Genomic DNA, 18410 nt, shown 5'->3' on the forward strand with positions numbered 1-18410 from the left:
TTCGACGTACGTGCCACCACGGCCTTCGACCCGGTGCGGCTTCGCCTTACCCGGGCTACAGCGGGGTGTCGGTCGTCAGCCGGCTTCCGGGCGCATGTACGGGAAGAGCAGGACATCGCGGATCGAGGCTGAACCGGTCATCAGCATCACCAGGCGATCGATGCCGATGCCCAGGCCGCCGGTGGGCGGCAGGCCGACTTCCAGTGCCCGGATGTAGTCGGCATCGAAGTGCATGGCCTCGTCGTCGCCGCCCTCCTTGGCCGCAACCTGGGAGCGGAAGCGCTCGGCCTGGTCTTCGGGGTCGTTCAGCTCGGAAAAGCCGTTGGCCAGCTCCTTGCCGTTGACGAACAGTTCGAAGCGGTCGGTGATGCCCTTCTCCGCATCGCTCTCGCGCGCCAGCGGCGAGACTTCGACCGGGTAGTGCGTGATGAAGGTCGGCTGCACCAGCTGGTGCTCGGCGGTCTTCTCGAAGATTTCCAGCAACAGCTTGCCCCAACCGTAGCCGGCCTTCACGGGCACCTTCAGGCGCTCGCAGTGACGCACCAGCGCGGCGCGGTCGGTGCAGTCGGCCGCCGTGATCTCCGGGTTGTAGTGGCGCACCGCTTCGTCCAGGCGCCAGCGGCGGAAGGCCGGGCCCAGGTCGATGTCGGCGCCGTCCCAGTGCATCTGCGTGGTGCCCAGCACTTCGAGCGCGACGTCGCGGATCACGCCTTCGGTCAGGTCCATGATCTCGTTGTACGTGGCGTAGGCCTCGTACAGCTCGAGCATGGTGAATTCCGGGTTGTGGCGGGTCGAGACGCCTTCGTTGCGGAAGTTGCGGTTGATCTCGTACACGCGCTCCAGGCCGCCGACGACCAGGCGCTTGAGGTACAGCTCCGGCGCCACGCGCAGGAACAGTTCCAGGTCCAGCGCGTTGTGGTGCGTCACGAACGGCTTGGCCGCGGCGCCGCCGGGGATGTAATGCATCATCGGCGTTTCCACTTCCAGGAAGCGGCGGGCGTCGAGCCAGGCCCGCATGGCGCGGATGATCTTGCTGCGCTTGACGAAGACATCGCGCGCCTCGGGCGTCACGATCAGGTCGACGTAGCGCTGGCGGTAACGCTGTTCGACGTCGGCCAATCCGTGGAACTTGTCCGGCAGCGGGCGCAGTGACTTGGTCAGCAGGCGCAGGACGTCGGCCTTGACCGACAGCTCGCCGGTCTTCGTGCGCGTCAGCGCGCCTTCGGCGCCGACGATGTCGCCCACGTCCCAGCCCTTGAAGGCTTCGTAGACATCGCCCAGCACGTTGGACTGCAAGAACAGCTGGATGCGGCCGGACTCGTCCTGGATCTGCACGAAGCTGGCCTTGCCCATCACGCGCTTGAGCAGGATGCGGCCGGCAATCGCCACGCGCTGGCCCTTGGCCTCCAGGGCTTCGGCGGTCCAGGTTTCGGCATCGGCGAACTGCGCCTGCAGATCGCCGGCGTAGTCGGCACGGCGGAAGTCGTTCGGGAACGCGATGCCCTCTCCGCGCAGCGCCGTGAGTTTGGCGCGACGCTCGGCGATCAGGAAGTTCTCGTCGGCGGGCGTCTGCGGGGCGGGCGTCTGGTCGGTCATCGGTTCGGTCGGGCTGGAGTGGGATGTGGCGTTCGCGCGGCGCTGGAAGCCAGGGCGCGGGGAGCCAGTGTGTTTCGTGGGCGGGGCAAAATCAAAACGGCGGCGGCCGGCGGGCCGCCGCGGGGGTTACACGGCGTCGGCGCGTTTGGATCCGACTTCCAGGCCGGACTTCAGGCTGGCCTCGACGAACTCGTCCAGGTCGCCGTCCAGCACCTTCTGCGTGTCGCTGCGTTCGATGCCGGTACGCAGATCCTTGATGCGGCTCTGGTCCAGCACGTAGTTGCGGATCTGGCTGCCCCAACCGATGTCGGACTTGGTGGCTTCCACCGCATCGCGCTCGGCGTTGCGCTTCTGGATTTCCAGCTCGTACAACTTCGCCGCGAGCATCTTCATGGCGCGGTCGCGGTTGGCGTGCTGGCTGCGTTCGGTCTGGCACGCCACGACAATGCCGGACGGCACGTGCGTGATGCGCACCGCCGACTCGGTCTTGTTGACGTGCTGGCCGCCCGCGCCGGAGGAGCGGTAGACGTCGGTCTTCAGGTCGGCCGGATTGATCTCGATGTCGATCTTGTCGTCGACTTCCGGCGACACGAACACCGACGTGAAGCTGGTATGCCGGCGGTTGTCCGAATCGAACGGCGACTTGCGCACCAGGCGGTGCACGCCGGTCTCGGTCTTGAGCCAGCCGTAGGCGAAATCGCCTTCCACGCGGAAGGTCGCCGACTTGATGCCGGCCACGTCGCCGCCGCTGACTTCCATCAGTTCGGCCTTCCAGCCTCGCGATTCGGCCCAGCGCAGGTACATGCGCAGGAGGATTTCCGCCCAGTCCTGTGCTTCGGTGCCGCCGGCGCCGGCCTGGATGTCGACGAAGGCGTTGGCCGAATCCATCTTGCCGGAGAACATGCGCTGGAACTCGAGCTTCTCGACGTCCTTCGCGTAGCGATCGACGTCGTCCACCACGGCCAGCGCGGTGCCTTCGTCGTTCTCCATTTCGGCCAGTTCCAGCAGTTCGCCGGCGCCGACCAGGCCGTCGGTGAGGGTGCGGATGCCGACGACGACCTTCTCGAGCGAAGAGCGCTCGCGGCCCAGCGATTGGGCGCGCTCCGCGTCGTTCCAGACGTCGGGGCTTTCCAGTTCGCGGTTTACTTCTTCGAGACGTTCGACTTTGGCGTCGTAGTCAAAGATACCCCCTGAGCGCATCCAGCCGGCCCGTGAGGTCGGCGATGCGCTGGCGGACGGGATTGAGCTCGATCATGTCCGGTGCGAGATTGGATCAAAGGAACCGGCGATTCTAACAGAGCGCGCAATCCCTCCCCTCCTGCGGGAGAGGGACAGGCCGCCGACGGCGGCGGAACCGCGCGGACGGGCGAGGATCGAGCAACGCCGCCGCTTTCAGCGGAACCGGAACGGTCCCGGCCGCCAGCCGCTGTCGGAATAGCGGCTCACCGGGCCGTAGCTGCTGCTGCCGCCGTAGCCGGTTCCGAAGCCGCTGCCGAACCCTCCGCGGAAATCGCGCGAGCGGCGCTGGTGCATGCGGTCCTGCAATTCCTCCCGCCGGTTTTCGAGCCAGTCCGCGCGCCCCACCGTGGCCGGGTCGAGTTTGCGGCGATCGGCTTCGCGCTGGCGGAAGTCGCAGAAGTCGTTGTAGGCCTCGATCTCGTGCTTCAGCTCGCGTGCGCACAGTTCGATCATGATCGCGTCGTCGATGAAGCCCAGCACCGGCACGTTGTCCGGGATCGCGTCGCCGGCGGAGACGAAGTAGGCCAGCGCCGAACGCACGTTCGCCGCGTCGGCTTCCGATAGCGCCCAGGCCTCGTCGCGCAGCATCGCGATCAGTGCATCGAGCATCTCCAGCCGGTCCTTCACGAACTGCGGCGGCTTGCTCTGCTGCGCCTTCATCGCCAGCGCGACGGCGGCCTCCACGACCTGGGCATTGCTCTTGTCCGCGGCTTCCTGCCGGGCACTCTCGACGATGCCGGCAAAGTGCTGCAGGTCCTCGTCGGACAGGTCGATGTTGATGGTCAACGGCATGGCACGGAACTCCTGGGCGGGGCGGAGGCTGTTCAGCCTAGGTGCGCCAATGTTGCCGTCGCGTCAAATCCGCCCGCTCAGGCGAACCCGGCCCGCTCGCGCAGCGCCTCGCGATGGCGCCGGCTGCACGGCAGGACGGTGCCGTCGGCGAGGTGGACGCGGGCATCGCCGGTGTCCAGCGGCTCGATCGAGGCCACCTGGCCCAGGTTCACCATGTAGCTGCGGTGGATCCGGGCGAACCGCGACGGGTCCAGGCGCTCCTCGATGGTCGCCATCGTGCTGCGCAGCGGGTAGTCGTGGCCGCGCACGCGCAGGTTCACGTAGTTGCCCGAGGCCTGCAGCCATTCCACGTCCATCGCGGCGACGAGGAACTCGCGCCCCAGCTTGCGAACCAGGAAGCGTTCGGGCCGCTCGACCGGCTCGACGGGCGGGCCTTCGTCCGGTTCGCCCAGCAGGCTGGCCTCGCCCTGCCAGCGGCGGCGGATGAAGCGGTAGCCCTCGATGATGACGACCATGCCGGCATAGCTGCGCACGTCCTTGAGGTACTCGTAGATCAGCTGGCGCGGCCAGGAACCGAAGTCGTAATCGCCGCCCTGCCAGGCATAGACGGCCTCGCGAATGGCGACCATCCCGACCACGTGGACCAGGCAGAACACCACGCTGCCCAGCACATGCCACGGCAGCGCCCGGCGCCAGCTGTCCCAGTGGAACGGAACCCGCCGGGTGAACCAGACCACCGCCGGCACCAGGGCCAGCATCAGGATCCCGCTCGACCACTCCCAGGTCACCGGCTCCCAGGCGGCGAACCCGAGGCCCGAGTTCTCGATGTCGATCAGCACCGTGATGCTGTTGGCGACCGCGTTGATGCAGGTCATCACGACCCAGAAGCCGACCTCGAACACGCGCCGCCAGCGATCGGAGCGGAAGGGGCCGGCAGTGGTCGTCGCAATGGGCGCATTCATCGTCCGGATTCTAGGCGCGATCGGTCCCTGCCTCCCCGCGATTCGTCCCAAGCGGCCGCCGGTTGGTCACTTTGCGCTGGGAACGGCGCCTGGCGCGGCCAACAGTGCGGGCATCCCACACCAAGGACGCACCGCCATGGAACGCCGCTACTTTCTGGACTGGGTCCGCATCGGCGCCTTCGCGCTGCTCGTGCTGTACCACGTGGGCATGTACTACGTGACCTGGGACTGGCACGTCAAAAGCCCGTTCGCGGGCGACGCGCTCGAGCCGTTCATGATGATGACCTCGCCCTGGCGGCTGTCGCTGCTGTTCTTCATCTCCGGCGTGGCCAGTGCGTACCTGCTGGGCAAGGGCGAAGACGGTTTCCTTCGCCGCCGTTCGTGGCGGCTGCTGGTGCCGCTGGTGTTCGGCATGGTGGTGATCGTCACCCCGCAGGCGTACTACGAGGTGGTGGAGAAGTTGCCCGGCGGCTACCACGATGGCTATCTCGCCTTCTGGGGCCGGTACCTGTCGAACGACCCGACTTTCTGCCGCGATGGCGACTGCCTCGACGTGCCGACCTGGAACCACCTGTGGTTCGTCGTCTACCTGTGGGCCTATACCGTGGTGCTGTGCCTGTTGCGCTGGACGACGCGCGGCAAGCTGTCCGGACTGAAGGCGCGGGTGGTCGCGGCGATGTCCGGCTGGGGTCTTCTGGTCTGGCCGATCGTCTTCCTGGTGGTCGTGCGCGTGGCGCTGGTGGGCCGCTTTGAATCCACCCACGCGCTCGTCGACGACTGGTACAACCACGCCCAGTACCTGCCGCAATTCCTGCTGGGCTACGCGGTGGCGCGATCGCAGACGGTGTGGGATCGCTTCGCTGCGCTGCGGTGGCCGGCCGCCGCGCTTTCCGTCGCCGGTTACGTCTTCATCGTCTGGTACTTCGGCACGTTCAACGACGATGCGACACCGCCGCCGGAAGCGCTGCGCATGGTCCAGCGCTGCATCTGGGGCCTGTTCCAGTGGAGCGCCATCGTCGCCATCGTCGGTTTCGCCGCGCACTGGAAACCCGGCGACAGCCCGGCGCGGCGCTACCTCACCGAGGCCGTGTTTCCGGTCTACATCCTCCACCAGACGATCATCGTCGTGCTCGCCCACAACCTGCAGCCGCTGGGCCTGCGCCCGGTCGTCGAAGGCCCGATGCTGGTGGCCGTCACGCTGGCGCTGTGCTTTGCGGGATTCGAGATCGTGCGACGTGTGGGCGTGCTGCGGCCGTTGTTCGGGCTGGGACCGCGGACGCCACGGCAGGCGACGCGCGAAACTGTCGGTGCGCCTGCCTGACAGCAGGCTCCTGGCGGGCAGAGCATCGGCGAGCGGCGACGCGGACGAGCCCACGCGATTCGACGGTGGCATCCTGGCGACCCGATGGGATGCGATGCATCGTCTGCGACCTAGTCGCCGCCGTGTGTGACACGCGGGCAAGGCCTCACAACGCGCCAACATGCAACGGCGAACGGCGCGCGACGTGCCCGGAACGAGCGCCCCCTCCAAATACGGGGGGCCTGGTCTGGCGATCATGACTACGCTCAAGGCTTGCTGTTTGCCGCTGCTCGCTTTCGCCCGGCGATGCCGCTTAGCCAAGCAAGCCCCTACACATCCCGAAACCGGAACCCGGATGAGAACCTACGAAACCATCGCCGACCTGAAGCCTCTCGTCGGCGAGATCATCGGCGTAAGCGACTGGATCCAGATCGACCAGGCCCGCATCAACCAGTTCGCACAGGCCACCGGCGACGACCAGTGGATCCATGTCGACACCGAGCGCGCGGCGAAGGGCCCGTTCGGCACGCCGATCGCACACGGCTTCCTGACCCTCAGCCTGCTGCCGGCCCTCTTCGCCACGGCGTTCGAAATCCGCCGCAGCACGATGGGCATCAACTACGGGCTCAACAAGGTCCGCTTCATCCAGCCGGTGCCGGTCGACAGCCGCGTGCGCGGGCACTTCAAGCTGCTCGGCTGGGATGCGATCGACAACGAAGGCGCGCAACTGCTCATCGAGATGACCGTTGAACTGGAAGGCGCGGGCAAGCCGGCCTGCGTGGCCGAGTCGATCACTCGCCGCTATCCCTGATTCGACGAAAGGAAAACGAACATGACGATTCGATTCGACGGCCGCGTGGCCATCGTGACCGGCGCCGGCAACGGCCTGGGACGCGCGCATGCGCTGGGCCTGGCATCGCGCGGTGCCAAAGTGGTGATCAACGATCTGGGCGGCAGCCGCGATGGCACGGGCGGTTCGGGCTCGGCCGCCGAGGCCGTAGTCGAGGAAATCCGTCGCGCGGGCGGTGAAGCCATCGCCAATGGGGCGAATGTGACCGACTTCGAACAGGTCGTCGCGATGGTTGATCAGACCCGCGCCGCATTCGGCCGTGTTGACATCCTGATCAACAACGCCGGCATCCTGCGCGACAAGTCCTTCTCGAAGATGGAAATGTCCGACTTCCGCGCCGTGCTCGATGTACACCTGATGGGTTCGGTCAATTGCACGAAGGCCGTCTGGGAACTGATGCGCGAGCAGAACTATGGGCGCATCCTGATGACTTCGTCTTCCTCGGGCCTGTTCGGCAATTTCGGCCAGTCCAATTACGGGGCAGCGAAGATGGGGCTTGTCGGCTTGATGCACATGCTCACGCTGGAAGGCCGCAAGAACGACATCCGCGTCAACACGATCGCGCCGATGGCCGCCACCCGCATGACCGAGGACGTCCTGCCGCCGGCGATGCTGGATGCGATCAAGCCGGAGAAGGTCACGCCGGCAGCGTTGTTCCTGGTCAGCGAGAACGCGCCTTCCAAGCTCATCCTGTCCGCTGGCGGCGGTGCGTTTTCGGCAGCTCGCGTCGTCGATACGGAACCGCTGTTCGTGCTCGCCGCCCGAGATCCACATCTTGCTGCCGCGCAGGCGGTACTGCGACCCCAGCGGCGACTCGCACTCGTAATCCGCGCGCGTGATGATGTCGGCCAGCGAGGAGCCCGCCTGGGGTTCGGACAGGCACATCGTGCCGAAGAAGCGACCCTCCATCTGCGGCCGCACGAACGCCTCGATCTGTGCCGAGGTGCCGTAGGTCCGGAGCAGGTTCGCGTTGCCGATGGTGAGGAGCGCGTAGGACGCGGTGGCCACGTTCGCGGCCAGGCAATAGGCGAAGCCGGCCTTCTCGACGACCAACGGCAGCTGCATGCCGCCCAGGCTGTCGTCCTGCCCCGCGGCCATCAACCCGGCTTCGCAGAACGCGCGCAGCGCCTCGCCGACTTCCGGAATGATGTTGACCGCGCCGCCGTCCAGGTGCGGTTCGTTCTGGTCGCTCTTCTTGTTGTGCGTGGCGAACAGTTCGGAGGCGACCTGCTCGTAGGTATCCAGAGCAGCGTCGAAGGTCTCGCGTGAGTGCTCGGCGTGACGCGGCGCCTGACACAGGCTTTCGACATCCAGCCATTGATACAGCAGGAAATCCAGGTCACGGCGCGACAGAATGAGCGACATGTGCGTGCCCCATCAAAACACTTCGAACAAACCGGCGGCGCCTTGCCCGCCACCGATGCACATGGTCACCACCACATGGCGGACACCGCGTCGCTTCCCTTCGATCAGGGCATGCCCGACCAAACGCGCACCCGATACGCCATAGGGGTGACCCACCGCGATGGCGCCGCCGCTCACGTTGAGCCGCTCCATCGGAATTCCAAGTCGATCCACGCAATACAGGACCTGCACGGCGAAGGCTTCGTTGAGCTCCCAAAGGCCGATATCCTCGATACCGAGACCGGCCTTCTTGAGCAGCTTCGGGATCGCGAACACCGGACCGATACCCATCTCGTCGGGTTCGCAACCGGCCACCGCGAAACCGCGGAATGCACCCAACGGCTTGAGCCCCTTGGCGGCAGCCACGTCGGCGTTCATGACGACCGCCGCCGACGCACCATCCGAAAACTGGGACGCGTTGCCCGCCGTGATGACGCCACCCGGGATCGCGGTGCGGATCTTCGCCACGCCTTCCAGCGTGGTATCGGGGCGAATACCTTCATCGGCTTCGACCGTGACGTCACGACTTTCCATCCTGCCGGTATCCCGACAGATGCCGCCCATCTTCACCTTGATCGGCACGATCTCGTCCGCGAAACGGCCCGCGGCCTGAGCGGCCGCTGCGAGTTGCTGGCTGCGCACGCCGTATTCGTCCTGACGCTCGCGCGAGATGCCATAGCGGCTGGCGACGGTTTCCGCCGTTTGCAACATGCCCCAATAGATCGCCGGCCTGTGCTGGCTGAGCCAGGCCTCTTCCATCATGTGGGTGTTGGTGTAGGCCTGGACGCACGAGATGCTCTCGACCCCGCCGGCGACGAAAACATCGCCCTCGCCGGTCATGATCCGCTGCGCGGCCATCGCGATGGTCTGCAGTCCCGACGAGCAGAAACGGTTGAGGGTGATGCCCGGCACCGTGACAGGGCACCCGGCGCGCAGCGCGATCTGTCGCCCGATGTTGCTGCCCAGCGCGCCTTCGGGATAGGAGCACCCCATCATCACGTCTTCGACTTCGCCTGCATCCAGGCCCGCCCGCTGGATCGCGTGCTTCACGACGTGCCCGCCCATCGTGGCGCCGTGCGTCATGTTGAATGCACCCTTCCAGCTCTTCGCCAGGCCGGTGCGCGCGGTGGAAACGATCACTGCTTCTTTCATTGCCTTGTCCTGGAAACCGTCCCGCACAACCGTCAGGAATTGAAGGCCTTGCCTTCGTCCGCCAGCTTCTGCAGCAGCGGCGCCACCTTCCACGCGCTGCCCTCGTAACCGGCCGCGTAGCGTGAAATGGATTGCACGACGTTGTAGAGCCCGACTTCATCGGCGTACAACATCGGTCCTCCACGATGCTTGGGGAATCCGTATCCGCTCAGGTACACCATGTCGATATCGGAGGCCCGCGTCGCGATGCCTTCCTCCAGGATCAGTGCGCCCTCGTTGACCATCGACAGAACCAGGCGCTCGACGATCTCCTCGTCGCTGATGTGCCGGCGCTCGATGCCCAGGGACTTCGAATGGGCCTGGATCATCTCGTTGACCTTCGCGCTCGGGTACGCCTTGCGGTCGCCCGCCTTGTAGTCGTACCAACCCGCGCCGGCCTTCTGGCCGAAACGTCCCATCTCGCAGAGCAGGTCGCCGGTCCTGGAATAGGTGAACTCGGGCTGCTCCACGTAACGACGCTTGCGAATGGCCCAGCTGATGTCGTTGCCGGCCATGTCGATCATGCGGAAGGGCCCCATTGCGAAGCCGAATGCCTCCGCGGCACGGTCGACCTGCTCGGGAAGCGCGCCTTCGTCCAGCAGGAAGCCGGCCTGCCGTGAGTACTGTTCGATCATGCGATTGCCGATGAAGCCATCGCAGACTCCGGCGACGACCGCGACCTTGCGGATCCGCTTCGCCAGCTTCATCACGGTGGCCAGCACGTCCTTGCCGGTCTTCGCGCCGCGGACGACTTCAAGCAGCCGCATCACGTTCGCCGGACTGAAGAAGTGCATGCCCACCACGTCCTGCGGCCGCCCGGTGAATGCGGCGATGCGATCGACGTCTAGCGTGGAGGTATTCGATGCGAGGATCGCGCCGGCCTTCGCGACGGCGTCGAGTTGCCTGAACACCGACTCCTTGACGTCGAGGTTCTCGAAGACCGCTTCGATTACCAGGTCCGCGTTGCCGATGTCGCCATACGACAACGTCCCGTTCAACAGCGCCATGCGCTGCTCGACCTGCTCCTGTGTGAGCTTGCCCTTCTTCGCAGAGGCTTCGTAGTTGCGGCGGATGTTCGCGATGCCCCGCTCCAGGCCCTCGGCGTTCGTCTCCAGCAGCGTGACCGGAATCCCCGCGTTGAGGAAGTTCATGCTGATGCCGCCGCCCATCATGCCGGCGCCGATCACCGCGACCTGGTCGATGCGGCGCGTCGGCGTGTCGGCGGGCACGTCGGGAATCTTGCTGGCCATGCGTTCGCCGAGGAACGCATGCCGCAGCGCACGCGACGCGGGTGTCGCCATCAGCGCCTGGAATGCGGCCCACTCCTCCGCCAATCCTTGTTCGAACGGCTTGAGCGAACCTGCTACCGCGTCCACGCACTTGAGCGGCGCGGGGAACGACTTCGCGTTGGCGGACAGCGTCGCGCGGACGAAGCCCAGGTAGCCTTCGGGATTCTCATGCTCGACGCGCAGATCACGCACCTTCGGGTGCGCCGACTTCTTCATAACGTCGCGTGCCAGCGCCAGCGCGGCAGGCATCACGTCCACGTCGACGATCGCGTCGAACAGGCGGGTTCCTTCCAGACTTGCGACGCGAACCGTCTCGCCGGAAACGATCATGTTCACGGCACGCTCGAGCCCGACGACGCGCGGCAGGCGCTGCGTGCCACCCGCACCCGGCAACAGGCCCAGGTTCACCTCCGGCAAGGCGATCTGCGCGTCGCGCTCCGCCACGCGGTAGTGGCATCCCAGCGCGAGCTCCAGCCCACCGCCCATCGCCACCGAGTGGATCGCGGCGACGACCGGTTTGGGCGAGGATTCGATCGTCCGGATCACCGTATGCAGGCTCGGTTCGCGCTGCGCGTCCGGCGAGTCGAACTCGCGGATGTCGGCGCCGCCGGAAAAGGCGTTGCCCTGCCCATGTATCACGATGGCCTTCACCGCCCCGTCGGCCAGGGCGCGCTGCATGCCGTCGACGATGCCGCGTCGCGTGCGGTATCCCAGTCCGTTGACGGGCGGGTTGTCGAGTGTGATGACCGCGACCTCGTCGCGAGTCTCGTAGTGCGCTGTCATTGCGGGTTCCATGATGCGTCGATAGCGGCGCCGGTGGCACCGCGCGAATGCGGGAACAGCAAGGTGGACTGCTCCGCATCTACCTGCATCGAGTTAAGCAGCTTTTCCGGCGCGAACTCCCCCCCTTAGGAGGGGGCCTGTGACATCGGTTGCCCGAACGACGCCCGGCAAAGACTGTGCCGTCAGGAATAGAGCGAGAGTCGTGTTTCGCTCGCGACGAGAATCGTGCAGTCAGGGCGATCGGCGGCCGACCGCTCGCCGTTCAAGGCGCACGTATCGTCCGCATTCGGATGCCCTACGCAATCCCGTCGACGCTTTCGCGATGGACGACGATCAGTTGCACGGCGTCGCCTCCGCGGTAATCGTCCGTTTCCAGCCGATACGCGATGCGCACGCGCGCGGGCGGCGCAAGTCCGGTCCAGCCGCCGAACTCGATCGCGTTGAGGCGACGCCCTGCGAGGCCGAGTTCGAGTTTCAGATGCCGCTCGCCAACGACCCGCCAACCGATCACATCGAACTCGCCGTCGAACTGAGGCTCGCCGAAACCCTGCCCCCACGGCCCGCCGTCGCGCAGCGCTTCGGCGCTGGCGCGGCAGAATTCGTCGGCCACCAGTTCACCGTCGCTGAGCAGTTCGGCCTGCAGAAGTTCGGGCGTGAGCAGGGCCGCGGCGCATTCCCTGAAGGCCTGTGCGAACGCCGCGAAGGCCTCCGCGCGCAGCGACAGGCCCGCGGCCATCGCATGCCCACCGAAGCGTTCGATCAGATGCGGATGACGCGCGTGCACGTCGGCCAGCGCGTCGCGGATGTGGAAGCCCGGGATCGAGCGCGCGGAGCCGCGCAGCGAATCGCTGCCCGGCTCGGCCGGCGCGAACGCAATGACGGGACGGTGCAGCCGCTCCTTCATCTTCGAAGCGACCAGGCCGACCACGCCCGGATGCCATTCGGCATCGAACAGGCACACCGCCGCCGGAGCGTCGCCCTCGCCCATCGCCACGCGGCCGAGTGCGCGTTCGGCGTCATCGGTCATCTGCTGCTGCACGGCGCGGCGCTCGCTGTTGATCTCGTTGAGCGTGGCGGCGATGTCGCGCGCCCGCGCGAGGTCGTCGGTGAGCAGGCATTCGATGCCCAGCGCCATGTCTTCCAGGCGCCCGGCCGCATTGAGTCGCGGGCCGACGGCGTAGCCGATGTCGGTGGCGGTCAGACGGCCGGCATCGCGCTGCGACACTTCGATCAGTGCCTTCAAGCCCGCGCAGCCGTGACCCGCGCGCAGGCGTCGCAGTCCCGCACCGACGAGCGCGCGGTTGTTCGCATCCAGCGGCACCACGTCGGCGACCGTACCGACAGCGACGAGGTCGAGCAGCACCTGCAGGTCCGGCTCGCGCCCGTCGAACGCACCGCGTTCGCGAAGGTGCCGTCGCAATGCGAGCAGCACGTAGAACATCACGCCGACGCCGGCCAGGCATTTGCTCGGGAATGCGTCGCCGCGCAGGTTCGGATCGACGATGGCATCGGCCGGTGGCAGGTGTTCGCCCGGAAGGTGATGATCGGTCACCAGCACCTGCCAGCCGCGCGCTTTCGCCGCCGTGATGCCGGCATGGCAGGCGATGCCGTGGTCGACGGTGACCAGCAGGTCGGGCTGCAGCGCCGCCAGTTCCTCCACCAGCGCCGGCGACAAGCCATAGCCGTGCACGATGCGATTGGGCACCGCGTGCGAAACGCGCCGCGCGCCGAGCATGCGCAACCCGCGCACGCCAACCGCGCAGGCAGTGGCGCCGTCGCAGTCGAAATCGCCGACGACTACGATGTGCCTGTCGTGCGCGATGGCCTCGGCGAGCAGCGCCGTCGCCGCGTCCAGGCCACCGAGCAGTTCCGGCGGATGCAGGTTCGTCAGGCGCGGCTGCGCGAGCTCGGGCGTGGTCGCGCCGCGCGCGGCGTACAAGCGGCGCAGCAGCCGCGGCATCGTGTCGGGCCACTGCCCCGGATCGGGGCACTCGCGGCGCCGCAGTCGTGCCACCGGCTTCATGCGGCAGACGCGACGAAGGACACCAGCGGGCGACGCCAGAAGCGCCAGCGCTGCGAGCGCGTGATGTCGTAGCGCGTGCCGTCGTCGAATTCGAAGCGAAGCTGCGCAAGCGCGCTGTCGGCGACGGCCTTCAGCAGGGGCGCGAACCATGCGCCCTCGAGCAGGGCGAGATCGCGCGAGTCGCGCAGGTCGATGAGCGTGTTCCCGCTGGCGGCATCGCCATTCCACGACGATGCCCTGGCGGTGACGTGCACGCCGCCGAGTACGGCCAGCGCCGTCAGGGTCTCGTCATCACTGGCGATGCGCGTGTACGTCGACTGCACGCGATCGGGCAGCGCGCCCGCGCCCCAGAACCACAACGAGTTCACCGGCGCCAGCCCGGCCGCTGCGCGCTGCGCGTTGAGCGGATGGTTGTGCAGCACGACCTGCGCTTCGCTGAGCAATGCACGCCAGCGGCGGCCTTCGGGGCCCTGCGGCAACTCATCGAAGAGATCGGCGCCGAGGGCCTGCTCGGGCGAAGTGAACGCAGGCAGCTTCGCGCCCATCGGCAAGCGCAGGTACCAGCGCGATGGAACGGGCGCGTCGATCGGAAAGCCCGCGTCGCCGAACAATGGCTTGAGCGGTTTCAGCAGTGCGGCTGCGTCGGTCGCGGTCAGACCCAGCGCCTGTCCGTAGGACAGCAGGCGTGCGCCGTTGATGTCGGGCTGCACGTAGGCCGGATCCGCACGCAGCCAGGCGGCGTGCGCGGCGTCGCCGGCATCGCGTTGACGCGAGGCGGCCGCGACGGGCCAGCCGCGCGGCAGCACATCGAGAATGTCGGAGAGCGCATCGCCGCCGCGCTCGCTGCGATCGCCGCGCGCCAGCGCCTTGCCGGTGGACTCCGACAGACGCTGGCCGCCAAAGCGCTCGCGCGGCGGCAGCAGCAGCGTGATCACTCTGCCGCTCTCAGCCGGCGGCGTAGCTGACGCCGACGATTTCGTACTCGCGGGTGCCGCCGGGCGCATCGATGGTGATCGTGTCGCCTTCGTGCTTGCCGATCAGTGCACGCGCCACCGGCGAGGAGATCGCGATCAGGCCCAGCTTGATGTCGGCTTCCAGGTCACCAACGATCTGGTAGCGGCGCTCTTCGTCGGTTTCCGTGTCGGCCAGTTCGACCGTCGCGCCGAACACCACGCGCGAGCCGGCGTTGAGCGAGGACACGTCGATCACCTGCGCGTGCGACAGCTCGGCTTCCAGCTGCTTGATGCGGCCTTCGATGAAGCCCTGCTGTTCGCGGGCGGCGTGGTACTCGGCGTTTTCCTTGAGGTCGCCGTGCGCGCGCGCTTCGGAGATCGCGTTGATCACCGCCGGGCGCTTGACCGACTTCAATTCTTCCAGCTCGGCGCGCAGTCGCTGTGCGCCCTGAAGGGTAAGGGGTGCTCGCATTGCTTGTTCTTCCTGTTGCCGGGCTCGGTTCCCGGCAGTCCGTTATGCGGATTCTCTATCAGATGACGGTCAGGGCGAAAGCCGCATTCGCCCCGAGCCGTCATTCCCGCGAAGGCGGGAACCCAATTGTCCGCGCCATTCCGGCTTCCGCCGGGGGTGACGCCCTCAGGCTTGAATCCCCGCCATCCCGGGGATGCCAGGATCGTAGCCGGGGTGAGCGAAGCGCACCCGGGATCGCCGTCACGCGCCCTGAACCCGGGTGCGCGTCGCTTACCCGGGCTACAAAAGCGCGACGCTTACGCCGCGCCCTGCACTTCCGCGTGCAGTTCCTGCAGCGACCACACCGGGCCGGTGCCGCGGAACTCCAGCGAACTCACCAGCGCACGCGCACCCGACACGGTGGTCGAGTACGTCACGCGGTGCTGCAATGCTTCGCGGCGGATCGAGAACGAGTCGTTGATGGCCTGGCGACCTTCGGTCGTGTTGACGATGTAGACGATCTCGCCGTTCTTGATCAGGTCGACCACGTGCGGACGGCCTTCGGTCACCTTGTTGATGCGCTCGCACTCCAGGCCCTGCGCGGTCAGGAAGGCGTGCGTGCCTTCGGTGGCGACCAGCGCGTAGCCGCGCTTGATCAGGTCCTGCGCCACGGTCAGCACGCGCTGCTTGTCCGGATCGCGCACCGAGACGAACACCTTGCCGCCCTGCGGCAGCGCCTTGATGCCGCCGGCTTCCTGCGCGCGCGCCATCGCGGCGCTGAAGCTGCGGCCCACGCCCATCACTTCGCCGGTGGAACGCATCTCCGGGCCGAGGATCGGGTCCACGCCCTGGAACTTGGCGAACGGGAAGATCGCTTCCTTGACCGAGTAGTAGTCCGGCACGATCTCCTTCGTCGCGCCCTGCGCGGCCAGCGTCTGGCCGACCATGCAGCGCGCGGCGATCTTCGCCAGCGCCATGCCCGTGGCCTTGGACACGAACGGCACCGTGCGCGAGGCGCGCGGGTTCACTTCGATCAGGTAGATGGTCTCGTCGCCGTTCTCGTCGAAGGTGATCGCGAACTGCGTGTTCATCAGGCCCACGACCTTGAGCGACTTGGCCAGCGCGACGACCTGCTCGCGCAGCTTGTCCTGCACCGCCGGGCTCAACGAGTACGGCGGCAGCGAGCACGAGGAGTCGCCCGAGTGCACGCCGGCTTCCTCGATGTGTTCCATCACGCCGCCGATCAGCACGTTGCCGTCCTTGTCGGCGATGACGTCGACGTCCACTTCCACCGCGTTGTCGAGGAAGCGGTCCAGCAGCACCGGCGAGTCGTTGGACACCTTCACCGCATCGCGCATGTAGCGCTTGAGGTCGGCGTCGCCGTGGACGATTTCCATGGCGCGACCGCCGAGCACGTAGCTCGGGCGCACGACCAGCGGGTAGCCGATCTGCGAGGCGAGCACGACGGCTTCTTCCGGATTGCGCGCGGTGCGGTTGAGCGGCTGCGCCAGGCCCAGGTCCTGCACCAGCTTCTGGAAACGCTCGCGGTCTTCGGCCAGGTCGATGCTGTCGGGCGTGGTGCCGATGATCGGCACGCCGTTGGCTTCCAGCGCGCGCGCCAGCTTCAGCGGCGTCTGGCCGCCGTACTGCACGATCACGCCCTTGGGCTTCTCCAGGTCGGCGATTTCCAGCACGTCTTCCAGCGTGAGCGGCTCGAAGTACAGGCGGTCGGAGGTGTCGTAGTCGGTGGATACGGTTTCCGGGTTGCAGTTGACCATGATGGTCTCGTACCCGTCCTCGCGCAGGGCGAGCGCCGCGTGCACGCAGCAGTAGTCGAACTCGATGCCCTGACCGATGCGGTTGGGGCCGCCGCCGAGCACGATGATCTTGTCGCGGTTGCTCGGATTGGCCTCGCACTCGTCTTCGTACGTCGAGTACATGTACGCGGTGGTGGTGGCGAACTCCGCCGCGCACGAGTCCACGCGCTTGTACACCGGACGCACGCCGAAGGCGCGGCGCAGCGTGCGCACGGCGGTCTCGTCGGTGCCGGTGAGCTGCGCCAGGCGCGCGTCGGAGAAGCCCATGCGCTTGAGCTCGCGCATGCGCGACTTGTCGAGCGCCGACAGGCCGGCTTCGGCGACGGACTTCTCGTTGGCGATGATCTCCTCGATCTGATCGAGGAACCACGGATCGACGAACGACATCGCGTGCACGTCTTCCACGCTCATGCCGGCGCGGAACGCATCGCCGATGTGGAACATGCGCTCCGGACCCGGCTCCTTCAGTTCGCGCTTGAGCTTGGCGATGTCCTCTTCGCTGGACAGGTCCAACCCGGTGGGGTCGAGGCCGACCTTGCCGGTTTCCAGCCCGCGCAGCGCCTTCTGCAGCGATTCCTGGAAGGTGCGGCCCATCGCCATCACCTCGCCCACGGACTTCATCTGCGTGGTCAGGCGCGCGTCGGCCTGCGGGAACTTCTCGAAGGCAAAGCGCGGGATCTTGGTGACGACGTAGTCGATGCTCGGTTCGAACGACGCCGGCGTCAGACCGCCGGTGATCTCGTTCTTCAGCTCATCCAGCGTGTAGCCCACGGCGAGCTTGGCGGCGACCTTGGCGATCGGGAAGCCGGTGGCCTTCGACGCCAGCGCCGAGGAGCGCGACACGCGCGGGTTCATCTCGATGACGACGACGCGGCCGTCGTGGGCGTTGATGCCGAACTGCACGTTCGAGCCGCCGGTATCCACGCCGATCTTGCGCAGCACGGCGATGGAGGCATCGCGCAGTCGCTGGTATTCCTTGTCGGTGAGCGTTTGCGCCGGGGCGACGGTGATCGAGTCGCCGGTGTGCACGCCCATCGCGTCGAAGTTCTCGATCGAGCACACGATGATGCAGTTGTCCTTGGTGTCGCGGACCACCTCCATCTCGAATTCCTTCCAGCCCAGCACCGATTCCTCGACGAGGATCTCGTGCACGGGCGAGAGCTCGAGGCCGCGCTTGGCGATCTCTTCGAACTCTTCCTTGTTGTAGGCGATGCCGCCGCCCGTACCGCCCAGCGTGAAGGAGGGACGGATGATCGTCGGGTAACCGACCTTGGTCTGAATCTCCACCGCCTGCTCGAACGTGCGCGCGACTTCGGCCTTCGGGCATTCCAGGCCGATCTCGGACATGGCGACGCGGAACAGCTCGCGGTCCTCGGCCATGCGGATCGCGTCGCGCGAAGCGCCGATCAGCTCGACGTTGTACTTCTCGAGCACGCCGTTGTCGGCCAGGTCCAGTGCACAGTTGAGCGCGGTCTGGCCGCCCATCGTCGGCAGCAGTGCGTCGGGCTTTTCCTTGGCGATGATCTTCTCGACCGTCTGCCAGTTGATCGGCTCGATGTACACGGCGTCGGCCATGTTCGGGTCGGTCATGATCGTGGCCGGGTTGCTGTTGACCAGCACCACGCGATAGCCCTCGTCGCGCAGGGCCTTGCAGGCCTGTGCGCCGGAGTAGTCGAACTCGCAGGCCTGGCCGATCACGATCGGGCCGGCGCCGATGATCAGGACGGTTTTGATGTCGGTGCGCTTGGGCATGGGGGTCC

General features: G+C 66.9%; 13 protein-coding genes. 3 read left to right on the forward strand and 10 right to left on the reverse strand.

The genetic code is table 11. The features are described from left to right. Window positions 1-75 precede the first annotated feature (75 nt). From lysS to JI752_RS17500, 4 genes are all read right to left on the reverse strand, one after another. Window positions 76-1596, reverse strand: coding sequence for a lysine--tRNA ligase (lysS, locus tag JI752_RS17485; protein WP_216966521.1), 1521 nt, complete (start codon window positions 1594-1596; stop codon window positions 76-78). 126 nt (window positions 1597-1722) lie between these two features. Further along, window positions 1723-2851 (reverse strand): peptide chain release factor 2 gene (gene prfB, locus JI752_RS17490; RefSeq protein WP_216966523.1). Its coding sequence is split into 2 segments (ribosomal slippage): window positions 1723-2775 and window positions 2777-2851, totalling 1128 coding nucleotides; the frame shifts between segments, so codons are not numbered across the junction. A 137-nt stretch (window positions 2852-2988) separates the two neighbouring features. Beyond that, on the reverse strand, window positions 2989-3627 hold the full coding sequence (locus JI752_RS17495; RefSeq protein ID WP_216966525.1) for a YkvA family protein: 639 nt from the start codon (window positions 3625-3627) through the stop codon (window positions 2989-2991). 77 nt (window positions 3628-3704) lie between these two features. Further along, window positions 3705-4589, reverse strand: coding sequence for a LytTR family DNA-binding domain-containing protein (locus tag JI752_RS17500; RefSeq protein ID WP_216966527.1), 885 nt, complete (start codon window positions 4587-4589; stop codon window positions 3705-3707). A 136-nt stretch (window positions 4590-4725) separates the two neighbouring features. Between JI752_RS17500 and JI752_RS17505 the strand changes: the two genes are divergently transcribed. The 3 genes from JI752_RS17505 to JI752_RS17515 all read left to right on the forward strand — a co-directional run bounded on the left by JI752_RS17505 (window position 4726) and on the right by JI752_RS17515 (window position 8008). Continuing rightward, entirely contained in the window at window positions 4726-5910 is a 1185-nt protein-coding gene (locus JI752_RS17505; RefSeq protein WP_216966529.1) for an acyltransferase family protein, read from the forward strand. 334 nt (window positions 5911-6244) lie between these two features. Further along, window positions 6245-6700, forward strand: coding sequence for a MaoC family dehydratase (locus tag JI752_RS17510; protein WP_216966531.1), 456 nt, complete (start codon window positions 6245-6247; stop codon window positions 6698-6700). Window positions 6701-6721: 21 nt separating this feature from the next. Continuing rightward, window positions 6722-8008, forward strand: coding sequence for an SDR family NAD(P)-dependent oxidoreductase (locus JI752_RS17515; protein WP_216966533.1), 1287 nt, complete (start codon window positions 6722-6724; stop codon window positions 8006-8008). A 108-nt stretch (window positions 8009-8116) separates the two neighbouring features. On the opposite strand, the gene JI752_RS17525 is transcribed toward JI752_RS17515, so the two are convergent. The 6 genes from JI752_RS17525 to carB all read right to left on the reverse strand — a co-directional run bounded on the left by JI752_RS17525 (window position 8117) and on the right by carB (window position 18402). Then, the gene (locus JI752_RS17525) at window positions 8117-9295 is read right to left on the reverse strand and encodes an acetyl-CoA C-acyltransferase (RefSeq protein WP_216966535.1); all 1179 of its coding nucleotides are present in this window, start codon (window positions 9293-9295) and stop codon (window positions 8117-8119) included. A 32-nt stretch (window positions 9296-9327) separates the two neighbouring features. Further along, window positions 9328-11406: a 3-hydroxyacyl-CoA dehydrogenase NAD-binding domain-containing protein gene (locus JI752_RS17530; protein WP_216966537.1), complete on the reverse strand. Its 2079-nt coding sequence runs from the start codon at window positions 11404-11406 to the stop codon at window positions 9328-9330. Window positions 11407-11701: 295 nt separating this feature from the next. Further along, the gene (gene recJ, locus JI752_RS17535) at window positions 11702-13429 is read right to left on the reverse strand and encodes a single-stranded-DNA-specific exonuclease RecJ (RefSeq protein ID WP_216966539.1); all 1728 of its coding nucleotides are present in this window, start codon (window positions 13427-13429) and stop codon (window positions 11702-11704) included. After that, window positions 13426-14364: a phosphoglycerate mutase gene (locus JI752_RS17540; RefSeq protein ID WP_216966541.1), complete on the reverse strand. Its 939-nt coding sequence runs from the start codon at window positions 14362-14364 to the stop codon at window positions 13426-13428. The genes recJ and JI752_RS17540 overlap by 4 nt, the downstream gene beginning before the upstream one ends. A gap of 10 nt (window positions 14365-14374) precedes the next feature. Next, window positions 14375-14854 (reverse strand): transcription elongation factor GreA, encoded by a 480-nt coding sequence (greA, locus tag JI752_RS17545; protein ID WP_216966542.1) that lies wholly within the window; start codon window positions 14852-14854, stop codon window positions 14375-14377. Window positions 14855-15150: 296 nt separating this feature from the next. Continuing rightward, the gene (carB, locus tag JI752_RS17550; RefSeq protein ID WP_216966543.1) at window positions 15151-18402 is read right to left on the reverse strand and encodes a carbamoyl-phosphate synthase large subunit; all 3252 of its coding nucleotides are present in this window, start codon (window positions 18400-18402) and stop codon (window positions 15151-15153) included. Between the last annotated feature and the right edge of the window lie 8 nt (window positions 18403-18410).

The organism is Lysobacter sp. MMG2, from assembly GCF_016735495.2.
Lineage (GTDB): Bacteria > Pseudomonadota > Gammaproteobacteria > Xanthomonadales > Xanthomonadaceae > Lysobacter_J.

Excerpts from the sequence above, each read along its gene's own strand:
- JI752_RS17510 (WP_216966531.1), top strand. The coding sequence starts at position 6,245 with ATGAGAACCTACGAAACCATCGCCGACCTGAAGCCTCTCGTCGGCGAG.
- JI752_RS17505 (WP_216966529.1), top strand. The coding sequence starts at position 4,726 with ATGGAACGCCGCTACTTTCTGGACTGGGTCCGCATCGGCGCCTTCGCG.
- JI752_RS17500 (WP_216966527.1), bottom strand. The coding sequence starts at position 4,589 with ATGAATGCGCCCATTGCGACGACCACTGCCGGCCCCTTCCGCTCCGAT.
- JI752_RS17525 (WP_216966535.1), bottom strand. The coding sequence starts at position 9,295 with ATGAAAGAAGCAGTGATCGTTTCCACCGCGCGCACCGGCCTGGCGAAG.
- JI752_RS17515 (WP_216966533.1), top strand. The coding sequence starts at position 6,722 with ATGACGATTCGATTCGACGGCCGCGTGGCCATCGTGACCGGCGCCGGC.
- JI752_RS17530 (WP_216966537.1), bottom strand. The coding sequence starts at position 11,406 with ATGACAGCGCACTACGAGACTCGCGACGAGGTCGCGGTCATCACACTC.
- greA (WP_216966542.1), bottom strand. The coding sequence starts at position 14,854 with ATGCGAGCACCCCTTACCCTTCAGGGCGCACAGCGACTGCGCGCCGAG.
- lysS (WP_216966521.1), bottom strand. The coding sequence starts at position 1,596 with ATGACCGACCAGACGCCCGCCCCGCAGACGCCCGCCGACGAGAACTTC.
- recJ (WP_216966539.1), bottom strand. The coding sequence starts at position 13,429 with ATGAAGCCGGTGGCACGACTGCGGCGCCGCGAGTGCCCCGATCCGGGG.
- JI752_RS17495 (WP_216966525.1), bottom strand. The coding sequence starts at position 3,627 with ATGCCGTTGACCATCAACATCGACCTGTCCGACGAGGACCTGCAGCAC.
- carB (WP_216966543.1), bottom strand. The coding sequence starts at position 18,402 with ATGCCCAAGCGCACCGACATCAAAACCGTCCTGATCATCGGCGCCGGC.